Origin of the sequence: Sulfurimonas denitrificans DSM 1251 (assembly GCF_000012965.1) — a bacterium.
In the GTDB taxonomy this organism is placed as follows: Bacteria; Campylobacterota; Campylobacteria; order Campylobacterales; family Sulfurimonadaceae; genus Sulfurimonas; species Sulfurimonas denitrificans.
In genome coordinates this window covers 303,706-326,731 of record NC_007575.1, presented here as the reverse complement: position 1 = coordinate 326,731, position 23,026 = coordinate 303,706, and the positions used below count along the sequence as shown (strand labels likewise).

At 34.2% G+C, this 23,026-nt stretch carries 37 protein-coding genes; 12 read left to right on the top strand and 25 right to left on the bottom strand.

Translation table 11 applies throughout. The features are described 5' to 3' along the window. Nucleotides 1-74 precede the first annotated feature (74 nt). Genes SUDEN_RS01670 through SUDEN_RS01660 form a run of 3 tightly spaced genes read right to left on the bottom strand, consistent with a single transcriptional unit; the run spans nt 75 to nt 3,067 of the window. On the bottom strand, nt 75-419 hold the full coding sequence (locus tag SUDEN_RS01670) for a hypothetical protein (RefSeq protein WP_011371957.1): 345 nt from the start codon (nt 417-419) through the stop codon (nt 75-77). 55 nt (nt 420-474) lie between these two features. Continuing rightward, entirely contained in the window at nt 475-1,155 is a 681-nt protein-coding gene (locus SUDEN_RS01665; protein WP_011371956.1) for a phosphatase PAP2 family protein, read from the bottom strand. Further along, the gene (locus SUDEN_RS01660; protein WP_011371955.1) at nt 1,145-3,067 is read right to left on the bottom strand and encodes an LTA synthase family protein; all 1,923 of its coding nucleotides are present in this window, start codon (nt 3,065-3,067) and stop codon (nt 1,145-1,147) included. The genes SUDEN_RS01665 and SUDEN_RS01660 overlap by 11 nt, the downstream gene beginning before the upstream one ends. Before the next feature lie 169 nt (nt 3,068-3,236). Between SUDEN_RS01660 and SUDEN_RS01655 the strand changes: the two genes are divergently transcribed. From SUDEN_RS01655 to SUDEN_RS01600, 12 genes are all read left to right on the top strand, one after another. Continuing rightward, nucleotides 3,237-5,177, top strand: a complete 1,941-nt coding sequence (locus SUDEN_RS01655) for an LTA synthase family protein (RefSeq protein ID WP_011371954.1) — start codon at nt 3,237-3,239, stop codon at nt 5,175-5,177. Continuing rightward, complete coding sequence (locus SUDEN_RS01650; RefSeq protein WP_011371953.1) at nt 5,174-5,533, top strand: diacylglycerol kinase; 360 nt, start codon at nt 5,174-5,176, stop codon at nt 5,531-5,533. Before SUDEN_RS01655 ends, SUDEN_RS01650 begins: the two co-directional genes overlap by 4 nt. A 3-nt stretch (nt 5,534-5,536) precedes the next feature. Beyond that, complete coding sequence (locus SUDEN_RS01645; protein WP_011371952.1) at nt 5,537-6,211, top strand: response regulator; 675 nt, start codon at nt 5,537-5,539, stop codon at nt 6,209-6,211. Continuing rightward, a complete protein-coding gene (locus SUDEN_RS01640; protein ID WP_011371951.1) occupies nt 6,204-7,613 on the top strand; it encodes an ATP-binding protein in 1,410 nt (469 codons plus the stop codon). The genes SUDEN_RS01645 and SUDEN_RS01640 overlap by 8 nt, the downstream gene beginning before the upstream one ends. 139 nt (nt 7,614-7,752) lie before the next feature. Beyond that, nucleotides 7,753-8,064 carry an ArsR/SmtB family transcription factor gene (locus tag SUDEN_RS01635; RefSeq protein ID WP_011371950.1) on the top strand — a complete coding sequence of 104 codons (312 nt, stop codon included), beginning with the start codon at nt 7,753-7,755 and terminating at the stop codon, nt 8,062-8,064. Next, the gene (locus SUDEN_RS01630; RefSeq protein ID WP_011371949.1) at nt 8,057-8,455 is read left to right on the top strand and encodes an arsenate reductase ArsC; all 399 of its coding nucleotides are present in this window, start codon (nt 8,057-8,059) and stop codon (nt 8,453-8,455) included. The genes SUDEN_RS01635 and SUDEN_RS01630 overlap by 8 nt, the downstream gene beginning before the upstream one ends. Beyond that, a complete protein-coding gene (locus SUDEN_RS01625; protein ID WP_011371948.1) occupies nt 8,455-9,708 on the top strand; it encodes an arsenic transporter in 1,254 nt (417 codons plus the stop codon). The genes SUDEN_RS01630 and SUDEN_RS01625 overlap by 1 nt, the downstream gene beginning before the upstream one ends. Nucleotides 9,709-9,775: 67 nt before the next feature. Next, a complete protein-coding gene (locus SUDEN_RS01620) occupies nt 9,776-10,624 on the top strand; it encodes a CvfB family protein (protein WP_011371947.1) in 849 nt (282 codons plus the stop codon). A 1-nt stretch (nt 10,625) separates the two neighbouring features. After that, the gene (locus SUDEN_RS01615; RefSeq protein WP_011371946.1) at nt 10,626-10,832 is read left to right on the top strand and encodes a hypothetical protein; all 207 of its coding nucleotides are present in this window, start codon (nt 10,626-10,628) and stop codon (nt 10,830-10,832) included. A gap of 9 nt (nt 10,833-10,841) precedes the next feature. Next, nucleotides 10,842-11,528, top strand: a complete 687-nt coding sequence (locus SUDEN_RS01610) for a lysophospholipid acyltransferase family protein (protein ID WP_011371945.1) — start codon at nt 10,842-10,844, stop codon at nt 11,526-11,528. Nucleotides 11,529-11,581: 53 nt separating this feature from the next. Further along, a complete protein-coding gene (locus SUDEN_RS01605; RefSeq protein WP_011371944.1) occupies nt 11,582-11,884 on the top strand; it encodes a chorismate mutase in 303 nt (100 codons plus the stop codon). A gap of 7 nt (nt 11,885-11,891) precedes the next feature. Continuing rightward, complete coding sequence (locus SUDEN_RS01600) at nt 11,892-12,629, top strand: sulfurtransferase (protein WP_011371943.1); 738 nt, start codon at nt 11,892-11,894, stop codon at nt 12,627-12,629. Nucleotides 12,630-12,662: 33 nt separating this feature from the next. On the opposite strand, the gene infA is transcribed toward SUDEN_RS01600, so the two are convergent. The 22 genes from infA to rplC all read right to left on the bottom strand — a co-directional run bounded on the left by infA (nt 12,663) and on the right by rplC (nt 23,021). Continuing rightward, the gene (infA, locus tag SUDEN_RS01595; RefSeq protein WP_008338996.1) at nt 12,663-12,881 is read right to left on the bottom strand and encodes a translation initiation factor IF-1; all 219 of its coding nucleotides are present in this window, start codon (nt 12,879-12,881) and stop codon (nt 12,663-12,665) included. Between the two features lie 16 nt (nt 12,882-12,897). Beyond that, nucleotides 12,898-13,656, bottom strand: coding sequence for a type I methionyl aminopeptidase (gene map, locus SUDEN_RS01590; protein ID WP_011371942.1), 759 nt, complete (start codon nt 13,654-13,656; stop codon nt 12,898-12,900). A 3-nt stretch (nt 13,657-13,659) separates the two neighbouring features. Next, entirely contained in the window at nt 13,660-14,922 is a 1,263-nt protein-coding gene (gene secY / locus SUDEN_RS01585) for a preprotein translocase subunit SecY (protein WP_011371941.1), read from the bottom strand. A gap of 2 nt (nt 14,923-14,924) precedes the next feature. Next, nucleotides 14,925-15,323 carry a 50S ribosomal protein L15 gene (gene rplO, locus SUDEN_RS01580; RefSeq protein WP_011371940.1) on the bottom strand — a complete coding sequence of 133 codons (399 nt, stop codon included), beginning with the start codon at nt 15,321-15,323 and terminating at the stop codon, nt 14,925-14,927. A 3-nt stretch (nt 15,324-15,326) separates the two neighbouring features. After that, nucleotides 15,327-15,767: a 30S ribosomal protein S5 gene (rpsE, locus tag SUDEN_RS01575; RefSeq protein ID WP_011371939.1), complete on the bottom strand. Its 441-nt coding sequence runs from the start codon at nt 15,765-15,767 to the stop codon at nt 15,327-15,329. Nucleotides 15,768-15,775: 8 nt separating this feature from the next. After that, complete coding sequence (gene rplR, locus SUDEN_RS01570) at nt 15,776-16,132, bottom strand: 50S ribosomal protein L18 (protein WP_011371938.1); 357 nt, start codon at nt 16,130-16,132, stop codon at nt 15,776-15,778. 13 nt (nt 16,133-16,145) lie between these two features. After that, entirely contained in the window at nt 16,146-16,682 is a 537-nt protein-coding gene (rplF, locus tag SUDEN_RS01565; RefSeq protein ID WP_011371937.1) for a 50S ribosomal protein L6, read from the bottom strand. A gap of 9 nt (nt 16,683-16,691) precedes the next feature. After that, the gene (rpsH, locus tag SUDEN_RS01560) at nt 16,692-17,087 is read right to left on the bottom strand and encodes a 30S ribosomal protein S8 (RefSeq protein ID WP_011371936.1); all 396 of its coding nucleotides are present in this window, start codon (nt 17,085-17,087) and stop codon (nt 16,692-16,694) included. 105 nt (nt 17,088-17,192) lie between these two features. After that, nucleotides 17,193-17,378 carry a type Z 30S ribosomal protein S14 gene (locus SUDEN_RS01555; RefSeq protein WP_011371935.1) on the bottom strand — a complete coding sequence of 62 codons (186 nt, stop codon included), beginning with the start codon at nt 17,376-17,378 and terminating at the stop codon, nt 17,193-17,195. Then, nucleotides 17,378-17,923 carry a 50S ribosomal protein L5 gene (gene rplE / locus SUDEN_RS01550; RefSeq protein WP_011371934.1) on the bottom strand — a complete coding sequence of 182 codons (546 nt, stop codon included), beginning with the start codon at nt 17,921-17,923 and terminating at the stop codon, nt 17,378-17,380. Before rplE ends, SUDEN_RS01555 begins: the two co-directional genes overlap by 1 nt. 2 nt (nt 17,924-17,925) lie before the next feature. Then, entirely contained in the window at nt 17,926-18,156 is a 231-nt protein-coding gene (gene rplX / locus SUDEN_RS01545) for a 50S ribosomal protein L24 (protein ID WP_011371933.1), read from the bottom strand. After that, nucleotides 18,156-18,524: a 50S ribosomal protein L14 gene (rplN, locus tag SUDEN_RS01540; RefSeq protein WP_011371932.1), complete on the bottom strand. Its 369-nt coding sequence runs from the start codon at nt 18,522-18,524 to the stop codon at nt 18,156-18,158. The genes rplX and rplN overlap by 1 nt, the downstream gene beginning before the upstream one ends. After that, nucleotides 18,524-18,772: a 30S ribosomal protein S17 gene (gene rpsQ / locus SUDEN_RS01535; RefSeq protein ID WP_011371931.1), complete on the bottom strand. Its 249-nt coding sequence runs from the start codon at nt 18,770-18,772 to the stop codon at nt 18,524-18,526. The genes rplN and rpsQ overlap by 1 nt, the downstream gene beginning before the upstream one ends. Nucleotides 18,773-18,781: 9 nt before the next feature. After that, the gene (gene rpmC / locus SUDEN_RS01530) at nt 18,782-18,967 is read right to left on the bottom strand and encodes a 50S ribosomal protein L29 (protein ID WP_011371930.1); all 186 of its coding nucleotides are present in this window, start codon (nt 18,965-18,967) and stop codon (nt 18,782-18,784) included. Next, the gene (rplP, locus tag SUDEN_RS01525) at nt 18,954-19,379 is read right to left on the bottom strand and encodes a 50S ribosomal protein L16 (protein ID WP_011371929.1); all 426 of its coding nucleotides are present in this window, start codon (nt 19,377-19,379) and stop codon (nt 18,954-18,956) included. The genes rpmC and rplP overlap by 14 nt, the downstream gene beginning before the upstream one ends. A gap of 2 nt (nt 19,380-19,381) precedes the next feature. Beyond that, nucleotides 19,382-20,107 carry a 30S ribosomal protein S3 gene (gene rpsC / locus SUDEN_RS01520; protein WP_011371928.1) on the bottom strand — a complete coding sequence of 242 codons (726 nt, stop codon included), beginning with the start codon at nt 20,105-20,107 and terminating at the stop codon, nt 19,382-19,384. Between the two features lies 1 nt (nt 20,108). After that, the gene (gene rplV, locus SUDEN_RS01515; RefSeq protein ID WP_011371927.1) at nt 20,109-20,426 is read right to left on the bottom strand and encodes a 50S ribosomal protein L22; all 318 of its coding nucleotides are present in this window, start codon (nt 20,424-20,426) and stop codon (nt 20,109-20,111) included. 2 nt (nt 20,427-20,428) lie between these two features. Then, on the bottom strand, nt 20,429-20,704 hold the full coding sequence (rpsS, locus tag SUDEN_RS01510; protein WP_011371926.1) for a 30S ribosomal protein S19: 276 nt from the start codon (nt 20,702-20,704) through the stop codon (nt 20,429-20,431). 4 nt (nt 20,705-20,708) lie between these two features. Beyond that, a complete protein-coding gene (rplB, locus tag SUDEN_RS01505; protein WP_011371925.1) occupies nt 20,709-21,548 on the bottom strand; it encodes a 50S ribosomal protein L2 in 840 nt (279 codons plus the stop codon). Nucleotide 21,549: 1 nt separating this feature from the next. Beyond that, entirely contained in the window at nt 21,550-21,831 is a 282-nt protein-coding gene (locus SUDEN_RS01500; RefSeq protein ID WP_011371924.1) for a 50S ribosomal protein L23, read from the bottom strand. Then, nucleotides 21,832-22,446 carry a 50S ribosomal protein L4 gene (rplD, locus tag SUDEN_RS01495; protein ID WP_011371923.1) on the bottom strand — a complete coding sequence of 205 codons (615 nt, stop codon included), beginning with the start codon at nt 22,444-22,446 and terminating at the stop codon, nt 21,832-21,834. Beyond that, nucleotides 22,446-23,021 carry a 50S ribosomal protein L3 gene (gene rplC, locus SUDEN_RS01490; RefSeq protein WP_011371922.1) on the bottom strand — a complete coding sequence of 192 codons (576 nt, stop codon included), beginning with the start codon at nt 23,019-23,021 and terminating at the stop codon, nt 22,446-22,448. The genes rplD and rplC overlap by 1 nt, the downstream gene beginning before the upstream one ends. Nucleotides 23,022-23,026: the final 5 nt, after the last annotated feature.

Here is a 23,026-nt window from a genome sequence, read left to right as displayed (position 1 = left end):
AACAAATGTAAAAGATTTATTAAGTTGTTTAGTTTTGTAACTTTTATTCTCTTTGGATTCTTTTTTTTAACAACTTATTCCCACAATACACTAACACCATACTCTTCATTTGTGATTATATATTTTTTATAATAGATTTTTTTACCATATTTCTTACTTAAGAGCTCTACTTCTACACTCTCATTTTCCAAAAGTTCTCTTATCTCTTTATATGTAAGCCACTTCCCATACTTAGCAAGTGCATTTTGCCAGATTCTAAAGCTACATGTGGACTCTTTTGTCGGTTCAAACATCTCACCATCTTCTGTGCTCCAGTGAGCATTTGAGCATGCATAAAGTTTTACTTTTTTGCCGCTAACCTCTTTATCTCTTACTTCAATGTTGCCATCTTTGCAATATGGGCATTTTCCTAAAATCATAACTTTTCCATTTTTTTATAATAATAGAAAAAAAATATTAGATTTTAAAAAAATATTACAATTTGCAATATTTATTTACAACTTTTTTTATTATAAGTATTAAAAGCCATGACAAAACCATTGTTATAATCGTATGGCTTAAATAGTGATCTCCAATTAGCATCTTATATATGCCCATGCTCCAACCAATAATAAGCGTAACTACTAAAGCTAAGATTTGATTTATTTTTGATTTAAAAAGGAAAAAAAGCGACATCAGCGCAAAACCGCCACTGGCATGACCTGCTGGATAGCACTTAAATTTTTTCATAATCTCTTGTGGCATTGAATCAAGAACTCTTATGTATGGATAATCTCCACCAAAAACGAAAGCATCACATGGACAAGGCACATTTGTTGTAGCTTTTAAAAAGCCAATTAAAGCTGGAACAATAGCCACACTTAGCCAAACAATTAGAAGTCCTTCTCTATACTCTCTTAGTTTTTTCGCTGATTTTCTAAATGAGTAAAGATACAAGAACAAAATTATGACAGCAAATGCAATAATGCTTTTTTTTATTCCTGTATAAAAAACTATGTCTAACCAGCTCCCCTTTTCATGGCTTAACAACCATTTATGAGAGATATCGTCATAAAAAAACTTCTGTACAAACATATCAATATTTGTAATCTCGAAGAGTAAAAATAGAGCTATTAGAGTAGTTAGTATAATTACGATTTCTCTGTTAATCTTCATATCTATCTAATTTTCTCTCTTGTATATAACTTGCACTTTGATAGTAACTTAGAATCTCATCTTTAATTTTTGTATCTAAAGAGACCTCTTTATACTTTGTAGAGAAAATATCTTGCTCTAACACTTCATAACTGTTTAATTTTTTACCAACAGACAAAACACTTAAAACATCATCTTTATATAGTCCAAGCTTTTGGTATGTTCCAACTAACGCTCTTGGCTCAAATGACTCTTCTAGTATATCTTTTCCGTAAAATTTACTCTTGTATGACCAATTTAACATATTAAAGAGTGTCGGCATTATGTCTATTTGACTTGAGATTTTATTAATAACTTGTGGCTGAATAAGCTCTGGAGCATAAATAATCATAGGAATATGGTATTTATCAAGAGGAAGTTCACTCTTTCCTGCACTTGTTGCACAATGATCAGCAACTATTACAAAAATTGTATTTTTAAACCACGGTTTATCTTTTGCCTTTTTCAAAAAATCGCCAATTGCATAATCTGTATATTTTACAGCACCATCTCTTCCTGTATGAGATGGTATATCAACACGCCCATTTGGATAGTCATAAGGTCTGTGGTTTGATGTAGTCATAACAAAACTCATAAATGGCTTATGCGCATGATATGACATGTCCGCCTCTTTTAGAGTTTTGTTTAACAAATCCTCATCACAAACTCCCCAAACTGTATGAAAGGTATCCTCCTCATCACTAAAATTTACTCTATCAACAACAGAGAATCCATTATTTGAGAAAAACTCATTCATGTTGTCAAAGTAGCCATATCCACCATAGATAAACTTTGTCTCATACCCTTTATTACGAAAGATAAATCCACTTGAGTACATATTATGATTGTCTGGCTTCTTTACAATAGAGCGCCCTGGCATCGGCGGAACTGAGAGTGTAATGGACTCCATTCCTCTTATGGTTCTTGTTCCTGTTGCATAAAAGTTATCAAAAAACATACTCTCTTTTACAAGTGAATCAAGGTTTGGAGTCAATCCTTTATCTCCTCCAAGAGACTCAAGAAACCTTCCACTTAAGCTCTCTACTACTATCATTACTACATTATAATCCTTCTCTTGAGACTTATTTATAATGTTTCTTGTAACTCCTCCATCGTTTAAAAATGTAGAGTTATCAGATGATAACGATTTTTTAAGATTTGACAGAGCACTCTGCTCATCTTCGCTAAGATAAAATGTATTGTAATCAAGTGTATTATTTCTAAATGCACCAAAGAGTGAGTAGAGCCCTGATTTACTTAGTTCATTGTTGTACTGATTTGCAGAAAATTTTGATAAGCCGTCCGTCACTTGAGCAAAAGAGATTATTGGTATGAGAAGATAGATTAGAGTTGGTTTGATTCTTTGTTTAATTGTACTGCTATCTCTAAGCAGCGTATCGACTCTTTTTGTTTTATATAAAAAATAGAAGAGCAGTGCTGCAATCGTTGCTATAACAGTTAAAAGCAGTCCCATCGGATAGGACTCTTTTATATTTCCAATTACCTCTTTTGTATATACAAGATAATCAACTGCTATAAAATTAAATCTAACACTAAATTCATCCCAAAAAAACCACTCGCTAAATGATAAAAAAACTGCTCCAAAGAGAAGTGTATAAGAAAAAGCGTAGGTGAGATAACGATGAAGTTTATGGTTAAATAGTTTTTGCGGAATAAAAAATAGATAGATTACAAAAGGAATAACTAAATATCCAGCGCTAACAGAATCATAAAAAGCTCCAATGAGATAAATTTTTAATATCTCTAATATAGATAGGCTTACTACATCTATTGATTTAACCAGAAGCACTGTTCTTGTTATTGCAGAAATTGCTAAAAAAATCCAAAAGACTATCCCTATAAAATGAAATCTGTTTCGCATACTCTCTTGCATAAAAAATCCTTAAAATAAATTGCGAAATATTAGGTTATAGTGATGAAATTAAAGTGAAAAAAAGATGAATTTTATTTCATATAACTATATGAACAATTTGTCATTTTATATTCATATTGTTTTAACAAAATAGTGATATTTTTCTAAAAACAAAAAAGCAAAGGTTTACATGTTTAAATATCTCATCAAATATTATCTTTATATGATTACTCTATTTTTCATCGGCAGAGCAGTACTCTTTGTACTCTATTTTGATAACTTCAAAGATAGCGGTGTTGATTATTGGCTCACTTTTATTTATGGTCTTAGAATGGATACAATTGTCGCATCTACACTTTTACTTATTCCACTTATTTTACTCTCATTAACTCCAGCAAAACTCAAAGAGTCTGTTGAAAAATTTTTAAAATACTATTTTTTAGTGGTTTTCTCAATTATAATCTATATAGAAAATGCGACTCTGCCTTTTATAGCGCAGTATGATGTACGTCCAAACTATCTTTTTGTTGAGTATCTTGTATATCCGCAAGAAGTTTTTGCTATGATATTTGCGGATTATAAACTAGAGCTTCTCGTAGCCTTTGGGATGATTGGTGCATTTATCTATCTTTATCTAAAATATGCAAAAAACAGCACTTCAAAAATATTTGAAACTAGCTACCTAAAGCGCATTGCTCTATTTTTACCTATATTTTTACTACTTTTTATTGGCGCACGTTCATCATTTGGACACAGACCAGCAAATGCTTCTGATGCGATGTACACGACAAACAGAATGGTAAATGAGATAACAAAAAACTCCATCTACTCTATTTTGTATGCTGTATATAGCAATTCAGCACATGGTAGTGAGAAGATGATGGCTAAATATGGCAAAATGGATACAAAAGAGGCGATAAAAAGAGTTAAAAAAAGATTAAATATAAAAACCACTGACGATGACTCTCTTTTCTTGAGAGTTCAAGAGAGCCACTTTAAAACAACTAAACCAAAAAATCTTGTAATTTTTATACAAGAGAGTTTTGGTTATCAATTTGTAGAGGCAGTTGGCGGAGAAAAAGGGATAACACCAAACTTTAACAACCTCAGCAAAGAGGGAATTTTATTTACAGATTTGTACTCAAATGGGACAAGAAGCATTCGCGGGTTAGCTGGCATGAGTGCTGGAAATCTTGCAATTCCTGGGGATGGTGTTTTAAAGAGAAGCAAGTCTCAGAGTGGTTTTTTTACAATTGCCTCACTACTTAAGCCATTTGATTATCACACGACCTTTATGTATGGTGGGGAGAGTAGATTTGACAACATGAGGAGCTGGTACCTTGGTAACGGTTTTGATGAAATTATTGATCAGCCATGTTTTGTAAATCCAACATTTACAGCTCCATGGGGCGTTTGCGATGAAGATTTGGCTGTGAGAGCAAACGAAGAGTTTAAGAAGATGCATGAAAAAAATCAAAAATTTGCAACTGTTATGTTTTCTCAATCAAACCACTCCCCCTTTGAATATCCTTATGAAAAAATAGAACTACTAGATGGAGTAGCTCCAAATAGTGTTAAAAATGCCATCAAATATGCTGACTTTGCAATTGGGAGATTAATTGAGATGGCAAAGAAAGAGCCATATTATAAAGATACCATTTTTGTTATTGTTGCAGATCATAACGTTAGAGTTTATGGCAATGACTTAATTCCTGTTGATATGTTTCACATACCTGCTTTGATTCTTGGCGCAGATGTCAAGCCTCAAATTTATGATAAAATTTCAACTCAACCAGATGTTCTTGCTACTGCTCTTGATTTGATAGGTTTGGATTTTACATATCCTATTATGGGACACTCAATTTTTAGCGACGAGAAGCAAAATATCTCACTTATGCAGTTTCATACATCTTATGCGCTAAGAGTAGATGACAAAGTTGCCATAATTGGTACGGATCAAAAAGCATCTACATTTATATATGAAGATCCAGCAAATTATATGGATACAAATAACCATCTAACTCCTACTCAAAGTGATGAGGAGCTAGAAAAAGATGCTCTGGCTTTTGTTGTGGCGCTTAGTTACATGTATGAGAAGAAACTATATAAACCTAAGGATAAAAACAATTGAGAAATCAGCCTAAATATAATTTTTTTAAAAACACATCCTATGCGATAAAAGGGCTAAGAGATTTAGTTGCAACTGAGACCTCATTTAAAATTGAACTCTTTGTAGCTATAACTTTACTACCCGTTATTATCTTTATAGATGTCTCTCTTACAAACAAACTTCTTATGTTTATAACGCTCTTTAGCATGCTAATAGCAGAGGCTATAAACAGCGCTATTGAGAGAGTTGTTGATTTGGTTACACTTGAACATCACCCACTTGCAGGACGAGCAAAAGATATTGGAAGCAGTGTTGTTTTTTTATCTATAGCTATTTTTGTAGTAACTTGGATTTTTATAATTTGGGAGACGCTATAACTTATGCGAATATTAGTTGTTGAAGATGATGAAAAAATTGCATCTTTCATAAAAAAAGGTCTGCAAGAGGAGTCATACAGCGTTGATGTCACATCTAATGGATATGAAGCTATCTATCTTGTAGAGACTAACTCTTATGATATTGTTTTGCTTGATTTGATGATTCATGGACTTGGTGGGATAGATGTCTGTAAAAACATAAGAGGCAAAAACATTGCAACTCCAATCATTATGCTAACAGCTAGAGATGCGATTAAAGATAAAGTTGAGGGTCTTGATTGTGGCGCAAATGACTACTTAACAAAACCTTTTTCATTTGAGGAACTTTTAGCTCGTATCCGTTCCAAACTAAGAACTACCTCAACTCTCTCAAGCACGATAGCTATAGCTGATTTAACTATAAATACAGCTCGTCGTGAAGTAAAGCGTGGAGATAAAAAGATTAACCTAACCGCAAAAGAGTATGCCCTGCTTGAATACCTAGCAAGAAATTCCAAGAAGCTCTTAAGTGAGACAATTATAAAAGAGAATCTAAGTGATATGGCAGAGGTCAGTATGAGTAATATCGTAAATGTTTATATCTACCGTTTGCGCAATAAAATAGATAAAGATTATGAGCCAAAACTTATACATACAGTAAGAGGATTAGGCTACATGTTAAGCGAGAAAGATGTTTAAGAGCTTAAGATTAAAACTGCTTTTTTACTTTTTTATCATAAATTTTATAGTTCTTTTTATCTATGGTGGCTTTATTTATAGCACGGCAAAAAAAGGTCTTTTAAACACAACTGATGCACAACTTAAGATGATATCTTTGGATGTTATACCTGACTTTAAAGAGAGCAGTTACTCTAACGCTAAAGGGTTTGCAGATGAACTCTTAGGAGAGTTTTCAATCACCCCTCTCTTTTTAAAAATCATCCACTATAACAAACAGAGCAAAACTATAGAGCATGAGAGCATCTCCTCTGATGATATGAGTTATCTATTTGAGATACCTCTTAATGAGATTGGGCACCTTAATAGTATCTACTACTTCAACAAAGGTATATATCGTGTCAGTTCTATGCTTATTTTTGAAAAAGAGGATAGTAAATTTTTTATCCAACTTGCTACTAAAAAAGATATTGATTCTGCATATATAAAACAACTTCTATATAATTTGATTATAGCAACTCCAATTATCTTAATAATTTTTCTATTCATTGCAAACATCCTTATAAATAAAACTCTCTCTCCCGTCAAAGAGGTTATAGAGTCTGTAAAATTAATCTCTGTAAAAAGTCTCTCAAACCGCATAGACACGAAAAAAATTCCTAGTGAGATAGAAGAGCTTGTAAGTACTTTTAACCATCTACTAAGCAACTTAGAGGACTCTTTTAATAAAATAACCTCATTTAGCCAAGACGCTTCACATGAGCTAAAAACTCCCTTAACTGTTATTCGTGGAGAGATAGAAGTAGCTCTCAAACAAGAGAGATCAACAGAGGAGTACAAAGATATTTTAAAAGATATTTTAGAAGAGAGTATTAACATCCAAGAGATAATAAATCAACTTCTTTTCCTTGCTAAAAAAGATACATCAGAGATAAAGAGTGGCTTTTTAGAGATATATTTAGATGAAATAGTCACAGATACAGCCTTGTGGATAGAAAAATTTGCCAAAAATAAAAACATAGATATAGTCATAAAAAAAATTATCCCCTCAACCATTTACGCAAATGAGACCCTTTTAAAAATTGCTATAAACAACATTCTTAAAAATGCAATTGTATATAGCAAGAGCGATACAACAATAGAGATTTCAATGGATGAGACTAGCCAAGAGTATCTGCTTATTATTAAAGACAACGGATATGGCATAAGCGATGAAGATTTACCTTTTATCTTTGATAGATTTTACAGAGCAGATAAAGCCCGCTCAAGAAAAGATGCAGGTTTTGGTTTAGGACTCTCTATTGTAAAGATGATTTTAGATATTCACAACTACAAAATTAAGTTACAAAGTAGAAAAGATATTGGAACAACTGTAACTATACTGATTCCAAAAAATGAACTTCTCTTAACTAGGAATATTTAAGAAAAATATCCTTATTATGATTTATCTCTGAGACATTTATAAGGTGCTTATTTTAAAACTTAGAAATCTTACATCAATATATCTTGATATATTGTTTATAAACTGTTATAATTTTGAAAATTCTAACAAGGAGTAATATATGGATGTTTTTTTAAAAACTATTGGCGCAGTAAATGATTACACTAGAGTTGAGATTCTTCATTATATAAATCAAAGTGGTGAAGTATGTGTCTGTGATATAGAAAATTCATTTTCAATGATTCAATCTCGTATATCAAGACATCTAAAAATTTTAAAAGATGCAGGATTTTTAAAGGTTGACAGACGTGGCAGATGGGCTTTTTACAGTATTGTAGAACCTATGGATGAGTTTAGAGCATCAATTTTAAAAGAGATTAACTCTCTAGGCATAAATATATCATTACAAAAAAAAGGATGCAATCTTGAATAAAAAAATATTAGTCTTATGTACAGGAAATAGTTGTCGCTCTATCATTGCCGAAGCTCTCATAAATGCACATGTAAAAGGTGTTAGAGCTTATAGTGCAGGAGTTCGTGCTAGTGGTGTCGTAAATCCAAACGCAAAAGCAGTTTTGCAAAAAGCTCAAATATGGAGAGACGAGTACCACTCTAAAACTATAGAAGAGATTGAAGATATAGATTTTGACTTAGTTATAACTGTATGTGATAACGCAAAAGAGTCATGTCCAATATTTAAAAAAAAGAGTAAAGTAATACATGTAGGTTTTGTTGACCCTGATGGCAAAGAGATTGCAGAATTTTTTAAAATATTTGATGAGATAAAGAGCAAACTCCTTCCAATTATAGAAAAAGAGCTCTAATGTTGCTTCCTTTTTTAATATTTCTTGTAACTCTTATTTTAATTATATGGCAGCCACGTGGATTACAAATAGGAACTATTGCTATATCTGGCGCAATAGTTGCTCTTATTTTTGGTGTTGTAAACTTTAATGATGTTTTGAGTGTTTTTGATATTATCTGGGACGCAACGCTCGCTTTTATAGGCATAATAATCTTCTCTATGATTTTAGATGAGATAGGCTTTTTTGAGTACTGCGCTCTTGTGATGGCAAAACTATCCAATGGAAGTGGAAGAGCAATGTTCTTTTACTCTATAATTTTAGGTGCTCTTGTTTCAGCACTTTTTGCAAATGATGGAGCAGCACTTATCTTAACTCCTATCTTACTTGCAAAAATGAAAATTCTTAGATTAAACACAAAAACTATTCTTGCATTTTTACTTGCTGGTGGTTTTATAAGTGATAGTGCATCTTTGCCTTTTGTATTTTCAAATTTAACAAATATAGTTACCGCCAACTACTTCAACATAGGCTTTGGAACTTTTTTTGCAAATATGATTTTCCCATTTTTCATAAGCACACTGATAAGTATGCTCATACTTTGGATAGTTTTGCGCAAAGACATTCCTTTACATGTAGATATAACTTTACTTAAAAACCCAAAAGATGCCATAAAGCACAAAGGACTATTTAACTTCTCTTGGCTCTTTATAGCACTTCTGCTTTGTAGCTATTTTATAGGAGATACTTATCATCTGCCTATCTCTTTGTTTGCTCTAGGCGGTGCACTTATATTTCTACTCATTGCTACATTTGCCAAAGCAGTTAAACCAAAAGAGATAATTAAAGATGCACCTTGGCAAGTTGTATGGTTTTCACTTGGTCTTTATATAGTTGTTTATGGGCTTAAAAATGCAGGCTTGACTAATTACTTGAGTGAGATTTTGCTCTACTTAAATACTCAAAGCCAGCTTATAGCAGTTGTTGGAACTGGCTTTTTAGCTGCAATTTTATCTGCTGTGATGAACAATATGCCTACTATCATGATTATGGATATAGCACTCAAAGATATTGCAAACGAAGCGATGATATATGCAAATATCATAGGTTGTAATCTAGGTCCAAAGATGACGCCATTTGGCTCACTTGCTACACTTTTATGGCTTCATACGCTAGAGAAAAAAGGGATAAAAATTAATTACTACTCATATACAAAATTTGGTCTTTTAGTAACCCCCATAGTTTTGTTAGCTGTCCTACTCTCACTGCTTTAAAAAAAGATATAATAGCGCCATTATTTCTCAGATACTCTGAGATAGACGGAATAACAAGGAAAAATAGATGGAACAAAACCACCACTTAGAACTAGGTATTATCAACTCTCTTAGAGTTGATAGATACACTCCTCATGGAATCTTTTTAGAAGCACTCGATGGTAAAGATGTTCTTCTGCCACAAGCTTATGTAACTCAGAGTATGCAAGAGGATACACTCTTGGAGGTCTTTTTATATACAGACTCTGAAGATAGGCTTGTTGCAACAACTCTTAAGCCAAAAGCAATGCTGGATGAGTTTGCTCTCTTTGAAGTAGTAGATGTTGCTCCATTTGGGGCATTTGTAAATTGGGGTCTGCCAAAAGATCTCTTTGTTCCAAAAATGTTTCAAAAAGAACCATTTAAAGTTGGCGATAAAAGATTTTTAAAAATCATTTATGATGATAGAACTCACAGACTCGTTGGCACTGAAAAATTGGGAGATTTTTTTGAGCGTAGAGTAAAAGGTTTATCACAACACAAAGAGGCAGATATACTCATCATTGCAAAGACCCCACTTGGATATAAATGCATAGTAGAAAAGCTATATGAAGGATTAATTTATCATAACGAAATCTTTGAAAAGATAGAGATAGGCGATAAAAAAAGAGCTTTTGTAAAAAATATTAGAAAAGATGGATGTATAGATTTATCGCTCCAGCCAGATTCATCTAAGAGAAAAGACGCTTCAGTAGAGAAAGTTAAACTACTTTTAAATAAAAATGGCGGAAGTATGCCCTACAACTACAAAAGTGATGCGGAGCTTATAAAAGATGTTTTTGAACTGAGCAAAAAAGAGTTTAAACGCTCCCTGACTGCCTTAGTAGATAGCAACACTATAGAAGTTAGAGAAAATGGCATATATTTAAAGAGTTAAAATGGCAAAAAACAGAAAAAGTATAGAACTACATGACAAAAAAATATCATTTGAACTTGAAAATGTCTCTTATGACGTTATAAGATTTTATCCTACAAAAATGACACTTGATGTTATGGTTTTTGAAAATGGTGCAAAAGAGGGGATAAAAACTCTCCCTTTTGCACATCTGCCAAAAGAGATAAAGAAAATCATAAAGCCAAACTAAGGAAATCTCTTGACACTAAATCAGATAAAAATGGCAATTTATTCAATATTTTTAACTAATTATTATGGATTTAAACTTAAAGGTTCAAATTCAAAAGATAAAAAAAGATTAAGAGTAGAATATTCAACTAAATTGCTTAATAGCTTAAATATAAAAATAAACATTATAAATAAATCCAAACTTCCACAAGATGGCCAATATCTTCTAGTGTCAAACCATAGAACAATCATTGACCCTCTAATAATTGAATTTGCCACAAAAGATAGCTCTATCTTTGGTTACTGGATAGCGAAGAAAGAGCTTTATAGCTCGCTCTTTTTTGGAAGTTTTACAAGAAATGCTGGGACTATTTTATTAGATAGAGAAGCATCTCAGATGGGTGGTTTTTTTAAAGATATAAAAGAGTGTACAAAAGAGAAAAACTCCATTTTTATATTTCCAGAGGGAACAAGAAATAAATCAGAAGTTCAACTAAGTGAGTTCAAGGATGGCTCTGAAATTATTGCAATTAAAAATAGACTTCCAATTTTACCAGTTTATATACGCTCTCAAGCAGAAAAAACTCTTCTTCTAGCCATAAAAGACTCTACGTTGGAGCGCACTATTGATATAGAAATAGGAGATATAATTGATTACAAAAATAGAGAGTTGCCACTTAGAGAGGCTTATAAAAGAGTATTTAATATAACAGAGTAATTAAATTATTGTCTCTTTTTAGATAACATACTTTACCACAAACGGAGAATAAAATGTCAGAAGTAAAAAAATGCAATTCACTACTTGAGATAAGAAACGAGATAGACAAAATTGATGATTTAATAGTTGAGTTAATCTCCAAAAGAAGCCACTTAGTCCGTCAGGCTGCATCATTTAAAAATAGTATTGAAGAAGTTAAAGCTGATGATAGAGTCGATTATATACTGCAAAAAGTACGTCACTCTGCTATTAAAGCTGATGTTTCTCCAAATATGATTTCTGATCTTTTTAAAATTATGATAAATGAAATGGTTGAGACCGAAATATCAGAATTTAGAAATACTCAGACATTTTAAGCAACTTATGAAATTTGTACTAATACTACTTTTTGCTCTACATGTAAATGCTTATGATGCTTTTATAAAGCCAGCTCAACTCAATGAGATTTTACAAGAGAATAATTTAATTCTCTTGGATGTAAGTAAATACTCTGATTATAAAAAAAGCCATATCTCTGGCGCAATTCATACCAATATTTCTAAATTTATCAATAATAAATACACAGGAGTCTCTATAAACTTTAACCAAAAAATAGAAGATGAGATGTGCAATCTTGGTATAAATGAAAACTCGCATGTAGTTATATACTCAAGGACAAATAGTATTGATTATCTAAACGCTACCTATTTAGCATCTACTTTTTTGCAACATGGGTTTGAAAATATCTCTATTTTGGATGGGGGTTATATGGCGTGGGTTTTTAAATATAACAATAAAGTCACCTCAATAGAGTCAAAACCTTTAAAAAATGGGACTTTTAAAGCAACATATAATCCTCAAATTTTAGTTGATGAAGAGTATTTAAAAGATACTACAGAGACAACCGTAGCAAAAAGCCTCAAAGAGATTTTTTTTGATGATCTAACACTAAGAAGTGAGTTTGAGTTGAAAAAGCTTTTTTCTAATGAGTTGACTTTAGAAAAAGAGAGACAAAATACAATATATAGCGATACTTATTTAACCGCTTTGGCAAATTGGTATGTACTATACAAGATGTTTGATTTAAAAAATATGAAGATTTATAAAAGCGATATAGAGTAGCTAGTTTTAAAAAGAGGCAAAAATGCCTCTCTTTTATTTGTATCTGTAAGTGATACGACCTTTATCTAAAGAGTATGGTGTTAGCTCTAATTTTACTTTATCGCCTGGCAATATCTTTATATAGTGCATACGCATTTTTCCTGCAATATGACATAAAATAATATGTCCGTTTTCTAACTCAACACGGAATGTTGCATTTGGCAAAGCCTCTATAATCTTGCCATCAACTTCGATAACATCTGATTTAGCCATTTTAATCCTTTTTTTCTCAAGCCAGAGATAAAATTTCAGCTTTACCATTGACAACTGCAACAGTATGCTCGTAGTGTGAGCCGCGTAAACCATCGGCACTAACAACATCCCACTTATTCTCTAAAATAAGCGGCTTTGAATCTTTTTGACAAATCATCGGTTCTAAACAAAAAACCATTCCGTTTTTTATTTTTGGACCACCTTTTGGGTCTTTTCCCTCTAAATAGTTTGGTATTTCTGGTTCTTCATGAGGCTTTTTACCTATTCCATGCCCACAAAAACTATGAAGAGGAACAAAGCCTCTTGAACGAATAGCATTTTCTAAAATAACAGAAAGTTCTTTAAATCTCATTCCAACTTTTATAGCATCAATAGCTTCATAGAGTGAATCTTTGGCACATGCTATTAATTCTTTATCTTTGTCACTTACTTCTCCAACTGCTACTGTAATAGCAGCGTCACCAAACCACCCATTAAGTTCAGTCCCAATATCATAACCTATAATATCACCCTCTTGAAGCTTATATTCTGTTGGGATACCGTGAATGATTACATGATTAAGTGATGTGCATACTGCATTTGGAAAGCCATAAAGTCCCTTAAAAGAGGGTCTAGCTTCATGAGAGCGGATATAATCCTCTGCCATAGCGTCAAGCTCTTTTAAAGATATACCGATTTTTGTATTTTGTCTTAGTAGCTCTAATGCACCACCAACAATCTTATTGGCAGCACGTAGTTTTTCAATATCTGCGGGTTGTCTAAGCGCTATGGCCATTATTTACAGACCAACTGCACTTAGTGTCTCATACTTACTCATGTAAATTTGAGCCTCAATTTTTCTCATAGTATCAAGTGCAACTTGAACAACAATTAAAACTGCAGTCCCTCCAAAGAAGAATGGAACTCCCATCCCTTTGATAATCATAAATGGTAGAGTTGCTACTAAACCAAGATATAGAGCACCTGTAAATGTCAAATTACTCGCCGTTGTATTTAAAAATTCAGCAGTTGCATTTCCAGTACGAATACCTGGGATAAAGCCACCCTGTTTTTTTAAATTTTCAGAAATATCTTTTGAGTTAAATGTTATCGATGCATAAAAAAATGCAAAGAAAACAACAAAAACAAATGTCAAAAAGTTAAAGAAATAACTATTTGGGTTAAGATAATCAGCTATAGCCATAATCGTTGGATTAGTGCTACTTGACATTACAGTCATTGGAAACATTAATATTGCACTAGCAAAAATAACTGGAATAACACCAGCGAGGTTTACCTTGATAGGAATATAGTTCATAACTCTTTTGTTTTGATTTTGTAACATAACTTTTTTAGCGTACGTCACTGGTATGCGACGTTCACCTAGCTCAACATAAATAATAACTGCAACAGTTCCAAAAATAAGAGCTAATATAGCAAGTACTGTTATGAAACTCATAGCTCCAGTATTTACCATTGTAAACGTTTGACCAATCGCACTTGGAATTGCTGAGACGATTCCTGCGAAGATAATTAAAGATATACCATTTCCGATACCGCTTTGAGTTATCTGCTCGCCAATCCACATAAGTAACATAGTTCCAGCTAGCATCGATACAGCAGAGAGCATGATAAATGTGTTGTGATCTGCTAAGATTGCGCTGTTACCATTAGGTCCTGTTAAACTTTGTAGTCCAACACTTATACCTATTGCTTGAATTATTGTTATAACAATAGTCGCATAACGAATAATTTGCATATATTTTACCATTCCATCACGCTCTTTTTTCATCTGCCCAAGAGTAGGGAAAGTTGCGGCAAGAAGTTCCATGATAATTGAAGCAGTAATATAAGGCATAATACCAAGAGCTATAATTGACATTCTCTCAACAGCATTTCCACTAAACATATTGAATAAACCTAATGCGTCTGATTGATGTGAATCGAAGAATGAAGCTATAACAGCAGCGTCAACGCCTGGAACTGGCACGTATGCCAGTAGGCGATAAATAAATAAAAACCCGATAGTAATAAATATCTTATTTACTAGATTTTTATTCACGACTATTTACCTGTTGCAGTAACGTTGTCGTCTTTAATTTTTGATGCTAAATCTTTAGCAGATGCACCAACTAACTTAACTTTAGTAATACCAGCAGCTATTTTATGAACGCCACGGATACTCTCCATAGTTATTTCAGCTAACTCTGCTACTGCTTTGATTTTTTCTACATTGATTACATAAGGTTTTACAACACGAGATGTAAATCCAATTTTTGGTAATCTTCTTGCAAGTGGAGTTTGTCCACCCTCAAAGTTTCTTTTTCTTGAACTACCTGAACGAGCAGTCTGACCTTTTCCACCACGTGTAGAAGTCTTACCCATTCCAGAACCACATCCACGACCAACTCTTTTACGATTAGCCGTAGAACCCTCAGCAGGTGTTAAATTTTCAATACCCATCGTCTATCCTTTTAAGCGACCTAGTGCTTCTACTGTAGCGCGCACTAGTGTACCTGGATTGTTTGAACCAATTGATTTTGTAAGTACATCTTTTATACCTGCAAGTTCAAGAACAGGACGAACTGCTCCACCTGCAATAACACCAGTACCCTCAGAGGCTGGCTTTAATAAAATACGACTTGCATTATATTTATGTTCAATATCATGTGCAATTGTAGTACCTTTGATACTAACTTTGCTTAAGTTTTTAAACGCATTATCAACAGCTTTTTTAATAGCATCTGGAACTTCTTTCGCTTTTCCAGCACCAAAACCGATAGTACCTTTTTTATTACCAACAACTACAAGTGCTGTAAAACGGAAACGACGTCCACCTTTTACAACTTTTGTAACACGGCCTATATTTACAATTGATTCTTCAAAATCTTCTCTATTGATTTCCATTTTAACCCCTAGAACTTAATTTCGTTTTCACGAAGTGCGTCACCAAATGCAGCTATAACACCGTGATATTGGTAACCGTTACGATCAAATACAATTTGAGAGATTCCAACTTCTTTAAGTTTTGCAGCAAATGCAGCACCTAGAGCAGCTCCTCCCTCTTTATTTGCTTTATGACCTGTAGCTTTTGAACTTAATGATGTTAAAGTAGTTGCCGTTGCATCATTAATAGCTTGAACACTCAAATAACGATTTGAACGAAATACAGAAACACGAGGAAGTGAAGCACAACCAGATATTTTTGCGCGAATACGACGCTTACGTTTTAAACGATTAGCGATTTTGCTTTTTAATACTTTTGCTTTCATCTATACCCCTTTCCTATTTTTTAGAAGTCTTACCGGCTTTACGCACGATAGTCTCATCTGAATATTTAATACCTTTACCTTTGTAAGGCTCTGGTGGGCGGAATCCTCTTACTTCAGCAGCAACTTGACCAAGAGCTTGCTTGTCATGACTTTTTAAAGTAATAACGTTTTTCTCAACAACCGCTTCAACACCTTCTGGCAAATTGTAGTTGATGTCATGAGAATAACCAAGCTGAAGGTTAAGTACATTTGCGTTTGCAGAAGCACGGTAACCAACACCATTAATCTCTAACTGTTTAGTGTATCCAGTTGTTAAACCAGTAACAATATTTGCAGCCAGTGCACGATATGTGCCCCAAAATGCTCTATGTGTGCGAGAATCTGAAAGAGTAGCAAAAGTTATAACATTTCCATCTATATTGAAAGCAACGTTACCTTTTGTATCTAAATCAACACTATTTTTGCCTTTAACAAAAGTTATAACATTTCCATTTGCGCTTACTTTAACGTCTGCTGCAAACTCTACAGGTAATTTACCAATTCTTGACATGTTATTCTCCTACCAAACTGTACACATAACTTCACCACCAACACCAAGTGCATAAGCCTTGTCATTTGGTAGAACGCCATGTGATGTACTAACAATAATAGTTCCGTATCCATTTTTGAAACGTTTAATCTCATCTTTACCTTTATAAACACGTCTTCCAGGTTTAGAGATTCTCTTCATTTCGTTAATAACACTTTTACCATTGTCACTATATTTTAATACAACATTGATAGTTTTTTTAACGCCATCTTCAACTACGTTGCAGCTTTCAATATAACCTTTTTCAACTAAAATATTAGCTAACGCTTCAACACTCTTAGAGTGCACAAGAGTAGTAACATCTAATCTTCTCATACCAGCATTACGAATACGAGTTAGCGCATCCGATACTAAATCATTTATCATTTATCTTTTCCTTAGTTGTGATTATTTTAAATATATTATCAAAGTGAGAAATCACTTTAATAAAGTATAAAAATAATTACTAATTACTAGAAGTTTCCTCTTGGCTTACCAAGAAGACTTTCTAACACCTGGGATTAATCCCTCATTTGCCATTTTTCTAAAACATACACGGCAAATTCCAAAGTCACGAATTACAGAGTGTGGACGACCACAAATCTGACATCTTGTATAACCACGAACTTTAAACTTAGGCTCTCTAGCAGCCTTAACAATCATTGACTTCTTAGCCATTAGTTGCTCCCTTTACTAAAAGGCATACCCATTTTCTCTAAAAGAGCGAATCCTGCCTTATCTGATTCAGCTGATGTTACAACTGTAATATTCATACCATGAATTTGCATAACTGAATCATAGCTAACCTCAGGGAAAATCAACTGCTCTTGTAGTCCGAAGTTATAGTTTCCACGACCATCAAAACCGTTTCTTGGAACACCACGGAAATCTTTTACACGTGGAAGAGCCATAGAAACAAGACGATCAAAGAAGTTGTACATTTTCTCGCCACGAAGCGTTACACGAACACCAACAGGCATACCCTCACGAACTTTAAAACCAGCAACTGATTTTTTTGCTATTACAGTGCTTGCTTTTTGACCAGCGATTGTAGTGATAGTATCTTCAATATTTTGGATAAGTTTATTATCCTTCATTGCAAAACCAGCACCAACAGAGATAACGATTTTTTCTAATGCAGGAGTTTGCATTGGATTTTTAATCCCTAAATCTGCTTGTAATTCAGCTTTTAAAGCTAAATACTTATCTTTCATACGAGCCATTTTTATGCCTCCACTTTACGAACATTTGAAACATCTATTGGCATCTCTTTATTTAAATGTCCGCCTTTAGTATTCTCTTCTGTTGGCTTGATAGCTTTCTTTACTATTTTACAACCCTCAACTATTACCTTATTTTTCTTTGGTAATACTGCAAGTACAGTAGCTTTAGTTCCGCGATCATCACCAGCGATAATTTCTACAGTATCGCCTTTTTTGAATTTAAATTTTGCCATTAAACAACCTCCGGCGCAAGAGATACGATTTTCATAAAACCACTGTAACGTACTTCACGTGCAATTGGTCCAAAAATACGAGTGCCGATTGGCTCTCTCTTGTCATCAAGTATAACAGCTGCATTATCATCAAAACGGATAAGAGAACCATTTTCACGGTGAATCTCTTTTGCAGTTCTTACAATTACAGCTTTTACAACTTTACCTTTTTTAACTTTAGCAGTTGGAGTCGCTTTTTTTACAGAAGCGATGATAACATCACCAACTTGAGCATAACGACGCTTTGAACCACCAAGTACCTTAATACACATAACTTCTTTTGCACCTGTATTATCAGCTACATTTAGACGAGTAAAAGCTTGAATCATTATTTAACTCCTACTACTACTGACTTTAGTCTATATGATTTAGTTTTAGAAAGTGGGCGACACTCAATTGCAACAATCTCATCACCTACTTTTAACTCATTACGCTCATCATGTACTAAGTACTTTTTGAAGCGCTTTACAACTTTATGGTAACGAGGATGCATTACGCGACGCTCAACAACAATACTTGCTGTTTTATCGCCTGAAATCTTCACTACATTACCTTGAATTTCACGTTTATGTGTCATTGCCAGCCCCTATTTCGCTGCACTAAGTGCAGTGTTGATTCTAGCAACATCTTTTTTAGCGATACGTAGTTCGCTAGTGTCTTGTAGTTGCATCATCTGTCTTTTTATTTTAAGAGTAAAAAGTTGTGTTTTTTTCTCTTTTAGCATTGCTTGAAGCTCTACTACATTTTTATCTGCTAAATCAGAATATTTCATTGCTCATCTCCGCAGTAATTATTTTTGTTTTGAAAGGAAGCTTATGAAGTGCAAGAGTTAGTGCTTCACGAGCAAGCTCTTCTGGAACCCCAGCCATTTCAAAAATTATACGACCTGGTTTGATATTCATTACCCATTGATCAACTGAACCTTTACCTTTACCCATACGAGTCTCTAAAGGTTTAGCTGTTAATGGTTTAGCTGGAAACACTCTGATCCAAATCTTACCATTTCTTTTAATGTGACGAGTAGCTGAAATACGAGCTGACTCAATCTGACGAGAGTTTATACGACCTGCTTCTACTGCTTTTAGAGCAATATCACCAAATGCTAATGTATAACCAGAACGAGCGTAACCACGGTTACGACCTTTCATCATCTTACGATATTTAGTTCTCTTAGGCATCAACATGATTATTCCGCCTTTCCGCTATTTTCACGTTTAGGAGCACGTTTAGGACGACGCGCACCCTCTTTTTGTTGCTCTTCTTTTACTTCAGCAGGAATACCTTTAGTGAGAACTTCACCTTTAAATATCCAAACTTTTACACCTATACAACCGTATGTAGTGTGTGCTTCAGCAAAACCATAATCAATTTTTGCACGAAGTGTATGAAGTGGAACACGTCCCTCTAAATACCACTCTGTACGAGCCATTTCAGCTCCACCAAGACGACCACTCACAGATACCTTAATACCTTTAGCTCCGCCTCTTTGTGCATTTTGCATAACTTTTTTCATAGCACGTCTAAATGCAACACGGCGCTCTAACTGTGTAGCTACATTTTCTGCAACAAGTTGAGAAGAAATTTGAGCTTTTTTCTCTTCTTTAATATTTACTGATAAAGGCTTACCTACAAGAGCTTGAAGAGTATCTTTAAGCTTTTCGATATCTGAACCTTTTTTACCGATAATAATACCAGGACGAGCAGCAATAATAGTTACACGTAATCTTTTTGCTGTTCTTTCAATAACTATGTTAGAAACACCAGCATAGTAAAGTTCTTTTTTCAAATATGTACGAATCTTGTGATCTTCACCTAAGTATGCTGCTGCAGTCTTAAAGTTAGGAAACCATCTGCTTTCCCAATTACGATTGATACCAAGACGTAAACCAATAGGATTAACTTTTTGTCCCATACTATTTACCCTCTACTTCTACTAAAATATGCGCTGTTGGTTTTCTAATACCTGAAGCCATACCACGAGCACGTGGACGGAATCTCTTAAGTACAGGACCATTATCAACACGGCATGATGTTACTATACAATCAGCTGCTTCATTACCACTATTAGCAACTGCTGATGCAACTACTTTAGCAATAATTTTTGCTGCTTTGTTTGGTGTAAACTCTAAAGATGCTAATGCAAGTTCAGCATTCATACCTTGAATCTCTCTTGCAATAAGACGAGATTTAATTGGTGAAACACGGATAAATTTTAATAATGCTCTAGCCATGATTAACCTTTCTTCTGTACAGAGCCCTTGTGGCCCTTAAAAGTACGAGTTGGTGCGAATTCACCTAATTTATAACCAATATGGTTTTCTGTTACATATACTGGAACAAATTGACGACCGTTATGAACGTTAAAAGTTATACCAACCATATCAGGCAGAACCATACTTCTGCGTGACCATGTTTTGATAGGTTTTTTACTACCTTCAGCCTTAGCTGAGAGTACTTTTTTCATTAAATGATCATCAACAAATGGACCTTTTTTTACACTTCTTGCCATTTAACTACCTTTTCGGATTAGATTTACGGCGAGTAATAATAAGTTTATCACTTGCTTTTTTACGACGAGTTTTAGAACCCTTCGTTGGTTTACCCCATGGAGTAACCGGATGACGACCTGAATTCGTTTTACCTTCACCACCACCATGCGGGTGATCGATTGGGTTCATCGCAGAACCACGAGTTTGAGGACGAATACCCATATGACGAGTACGACCAGCTTTACCAAGAACGATATTGATATACTCTTCATTACCTACAGCGCCAACAGTAGCCATACACTCACCAAGAACTAAACGCATCTCAGATGAAGGCATACGAAGTGAAACATACTTACCATCACGACCCATAATTTGAGCAGAAGTTCCAGCTGAACGAACCATTTGTCCGCCTTTGCCTACTTTTAACTCAATATTATGAACAGATGTACCAACTGGTATATTCATAAGTTTCATTGCATTACCAGGTTTAATATCTACACCTGTTGCATCTGCAATAATCGCATCTCCAACATTTAAACCTTTTGGTAATAAGATGTATCTTTTCTCACCATCAACATATGTGATAAGTGCAATACGACAGTTACGGTATGGATCATACTCAACTGTACTAACAGTGCCAGCAATTCCAAACTTATCTCTTTTAAAATCGATAATACGGTAAAGCTTTTTAGCACCAGCTTCTCTATGACGAGATGTAATACGTCCATTATTGTTTCTTCCTGCTGATGCTGGAAGTTTTACAAGAAGTGAACGAACACTCGGCTTAGAGGTGATGTCATTGTTTTCAACATTTGTATAAAAACGACGAGACGGAGTTGTTGGTTTATAAGATTTTATTGCCATATTACACCGCCAAACTTTCTATTTGTGCACCCTCTGGTAACTTCACATAAAACTTTTTAAAGTCATTCTGTTTACCAGTCATGCCACGGAACTTTTTAATTTTTCCGCTTTGATTAAGTGAGTTGATTCTTGTTGGAATAATTCCAAAGTACTCACGAAAAACCTCTTTGAGACCAGTTTTACTCATACGAGGAGAAGTTTGCACAACGATGATTCCATCTTCTTGCATACCTAATGTCTTCTCTGTATATAGTATAGATTTAATATCTGTAATATCTGCCATTTACTTAGCCTCTCCTACAAGATTTTCCCATACCGCTTTTTCGATCACAAGTGAACGATAATTCGCAGCTAAATAAGCATTTAATTCATTCTCTTCAATCACATAAGTGCTTGCGATATTTTCAAATGCTAAATAAGTTTTTTCATCTAAAACAGTTTTTACAAAAAGAGTATCTCTTTGATTTAACGCTTTAAACAAAGTAGCCGCATCTTTTGTTTTACCAGATGCTATCTCTATGCTATCTACGATGAATAAACTACCCTTTTGAGCGTGCTCATTAAGAGCAAAGTTAAGAGCAAGTTTTTTTTGCTTTTTGTTAACTTTAAGGTCATAATTACGATTGTTTTTAGGACCGAACGCTTTACCACCGCCAACAAAGACTGGAGAACGACGTGAACCAGCACGAGCACGACCGCCGCCTTTTTGAGCCCATGGCTTTTTACCACCGCCTCTAACTTCTGCACGAGTCAAAGCTGATGCACTATTAGCTCTCATTGCTGCTTGTGCAGACTTAACATATAGATATAAGTTATGAGGGTTAATACCAGAGAAACTCTCTGGTAGTGCTAACTCAGAAGCTTTTTCCATTTTTTCATTTAGAACTATTGCGCTCATTATTTAGCTACCTTTACACGACCTAAAGAACCATTAGCTCCAGAAACTGAACCAACAACCGCAATGATTTTGTTCTCAGCATCAAAAGAGATGATTTCATTCTTTACACTATTTTGTGTATTTCCGTATTGTCCAGGCATTTTCTTGCCCTTCATAACACGACCTGGCCACTCTGCATTACCGATTGAACCTGTTCTACGGCCAAATCTATGACCATGCTCTGCAGGACCACCAGAGAAATTCCAACGTTTCATTGCTCCAGTAAAACCACGACCTTTTGTAGTAAAAGTAGCTTTGATTACTTTAGCTTCTGCTAAAGGTGTCAAATCTATATCACCAGCTTCGCTGTTTGCTACTTCTAAAGTAACAAAACGGTTAAACTCAGAAGAAATGCTGTATTTCTTTTGCTGACCTTCTATTGCCTTATTCATTTTTTTGCCGCTTTTATAAGCAACTATTGCACTGTTTTCATTAACTTCACATACCTTAGCATCTAATACTCTTAATAGAGTAACAGGCTTTGAAGGAACAGTGATAGTACGGCTCATACCGATTTTTTCAACGATGTATTCCATACCAG

Bases quoted from the DNA above. Each gene is read 5' to 3' on its own strand.
- rpmC (WP_011371930.1), bottom strand. From the start codon at position 18,967: ATGAAATATTCTGATTTAGCAGATAAAAATGTAGTAGAGCTTCAAGCA.
- rplX (WP_011371933.1), bottom strand. From the start codon at position 18,156: ATGGCAAAATTTAAATTCAAAAAAGGCGATACTGTAGAAATTATCGCT.
- SUDEN_RS01605 (WP_011371944.1), top strand. From the start codon at position 11,582: ATGTCAGAAGTAAAAAAATGCAATTCACTACTTGAGATAAGAAACGAG.
- SUDEN_RS01635 (WP_011371950.1), top strand. From the start codon at position 7,753: ATGGATGTTTTTTTAAAAACTATTGGCGCAGTAAATGATTACACTAGA.
- rplB (WP_011371925.1), bottom strand. From the start codon at position 21,548: ATGGCAATAAAATCTTATAAACCAACAACTCCGTCTCGTCGTTTTTAT.
- rplO (WP_011371940.1), bottom strand. From the start codon at position 15,323: ATGGGTATTGAAAATTTAACACCTGCTGAGGGTTCTACGGCTAATCGT.
- rpsQ (WP_011371931.1), bottom strand. From the start codon at position 18,772: ATGACACATAAACGTGAAATTCAAGGTAATGTAGTGAAGATTTCAGGC.
- SUDEN_RS01670 (WP_011371957.1), bottom strand. From the start codon at position 419: ATGATTTTAGGAAAATGCCCATATTGCAAAGATGGCAACATTGAAGTA.
- rpsC (WP_011371928.1), bottom strand. From the start codon at position 20,107: ATGGGACAAAAAGTTAATCCTATTGGTTTACGTCTTGGTATCAATCGT.
- rplE (WP_011371934.1), bottom strand. From the start codon at position 17,923: ATGGCTCGTATGAAAGATAAGTATTTAGCTTTAAAAGCTGAATTACAA.
- SUDEN_RS01660 (WP_011371955.1), bottom strand. From the start codon at position 3,067: ATGCAAGAGAGTATGCGAAACAGATTTCATTTTATAGGGATAGTCTTT.
- rpsH (WP_011371936.1), bottom strand. From the start codon at position 17,087: ATGATAAATGATTTAGTATCGGATGCGCTAACTCGTATTCGTAATGCT.
- SUDEN_RS01640 (WP_011371951.1), top strand. From the start codon at position 6,204: ATGTTTAAGAGCTTAAGATTAAAACTGCTTTTTTACTTTTTTATCATA.
- map (WP_011371942.1), bottom strand. From the start codon at position 13,656: ATGGCCATAGCGCTTAGACAACCCGCAGATATTGAAAAACTACGTGCT.
- SUDEN_RS01555 (WP_011371935.1), bottom strand. From the start codon at position 17,378: ATGGCTAAGAAGTCAATGATTGTTAAGGCTGCTAGAGAGCCTAAGTTT.
- rplV (WP_011371927.1), bottom strand. From the start codon at position 20,426: ATGGCTAGAGCATTATTAAAATTTATCCGTGTTTCACCAATTAAATCT.
- SUDEN_RS01600 (WP_011371943.1), top strand. From the start codon at position 11,892: ATGAAATTTGTACTAATACTACTTTTTGCTCTACATGTAAATGCTTAT.
- rpsE (WP_011371939.1), bottom strand. From the start codon at position 15,767: ATGGAAATCAATAGAGAAGATTTTGAAGAATCAATTGTAAATATAGGC.
- SUDEN_RS01645 (WP_011371952.1), top strand. From the start codon at position 5,537: ATGCGAATATTAGTTGTTGAAGATGATGAAAAAATTGCATCTTTCATA.
- rplN (WP_011371932.1), bottom strand. From the start codon at position 18,524: ATGATTCAAGCTTTTACTCGTCTAAATGTAGCTGATAATACAGGTGCA.
- infA (WP_008338996.1), bottom strand. From the start codon at position 12,881: ATGGCTAAATCAGATGTTATCGAAGTTGATGGCAAGATTATAGAGGCT.
- rplF (WP_011371937.1), bottom strand. From the start codon at position 16,682: ATGTCAAGAATTGGTAAATTACCTGTAGAGTTTGCAGCAGACGTTAAA.
- rpsS (WP_011371926.1), bottom strand. From the start codon at position 20,704: ATGGCAAGAAGTGTAAAAAAAGGTCCATTTGTTGATGATCATTTAATG.
- rplC (WP_011371922.1), bottom strand. From the start codon at position 23,021: ATGGAATACATCGTTGAAAAAATCGGTATGAGCCGTACTATCACTGTT.
- SUDEN_RS01500 (WP_011371924.1), bottom strand. From the start codon at position 21,831: ATGGCAGATATTACAGATATTAAATCTATACTATATACAGAGAAGACA.
- SUDEN_RS01625 (WP_011371948.1), top strand. From the start codon at position 8,455: ATGTTGCTTCCTTTTTTAATATTTCTTGTAACTCTTATTTTAATTATA.
- SUDEN_RS01615 (WP_011371946.1), top strand. From the start codon at position 10,626: ATGGCAAAAAACAGAAAAAGTATAGAACTACATGACAAAAAAATATCA.
- SUDEN_RS01665 (WP_011371956.1), bottom strand. From the start codon at position 1,155: ATGAAGATTAACAGAGAAATCGTAATTATACTAACTACTCTAATAGCT.
- rplP (WP_011371929.1), bottom strand. From the start codon at position 19,379: ATGTTGATGCCTAAGAGAACTAAATATCGTAAGATGATGAAAGGTCGT.
- SUDEN_RS01655 (WP_011371954.1), top strand. From the start codon at position 3,237: ATGTTTAAATATCTCATCAAATATTATCTTTATATGATTACTCTATTT.
- rplD (WP_011371923.1), bottom strand. From the start codon at position 22,446: ATGAGCGCAATAGTTCTAAATGAAAAAATGGAAAAAGCTTCTGAGTTA.
- rplR (WP_011371938.1), bottom strand. From the start codon at position 16,132: ATGAAAGCAAAAGTATTAAAAAGCAAAATCGCTAATCGTTTAAAACGT.
- SUDEN_RS01620 (WP_011371947.1), top strand. From the start codon at position 9,776: ATGGAACAAAACCACCACTTAGAACTAGGTATTATCAACTCTCTTAGA.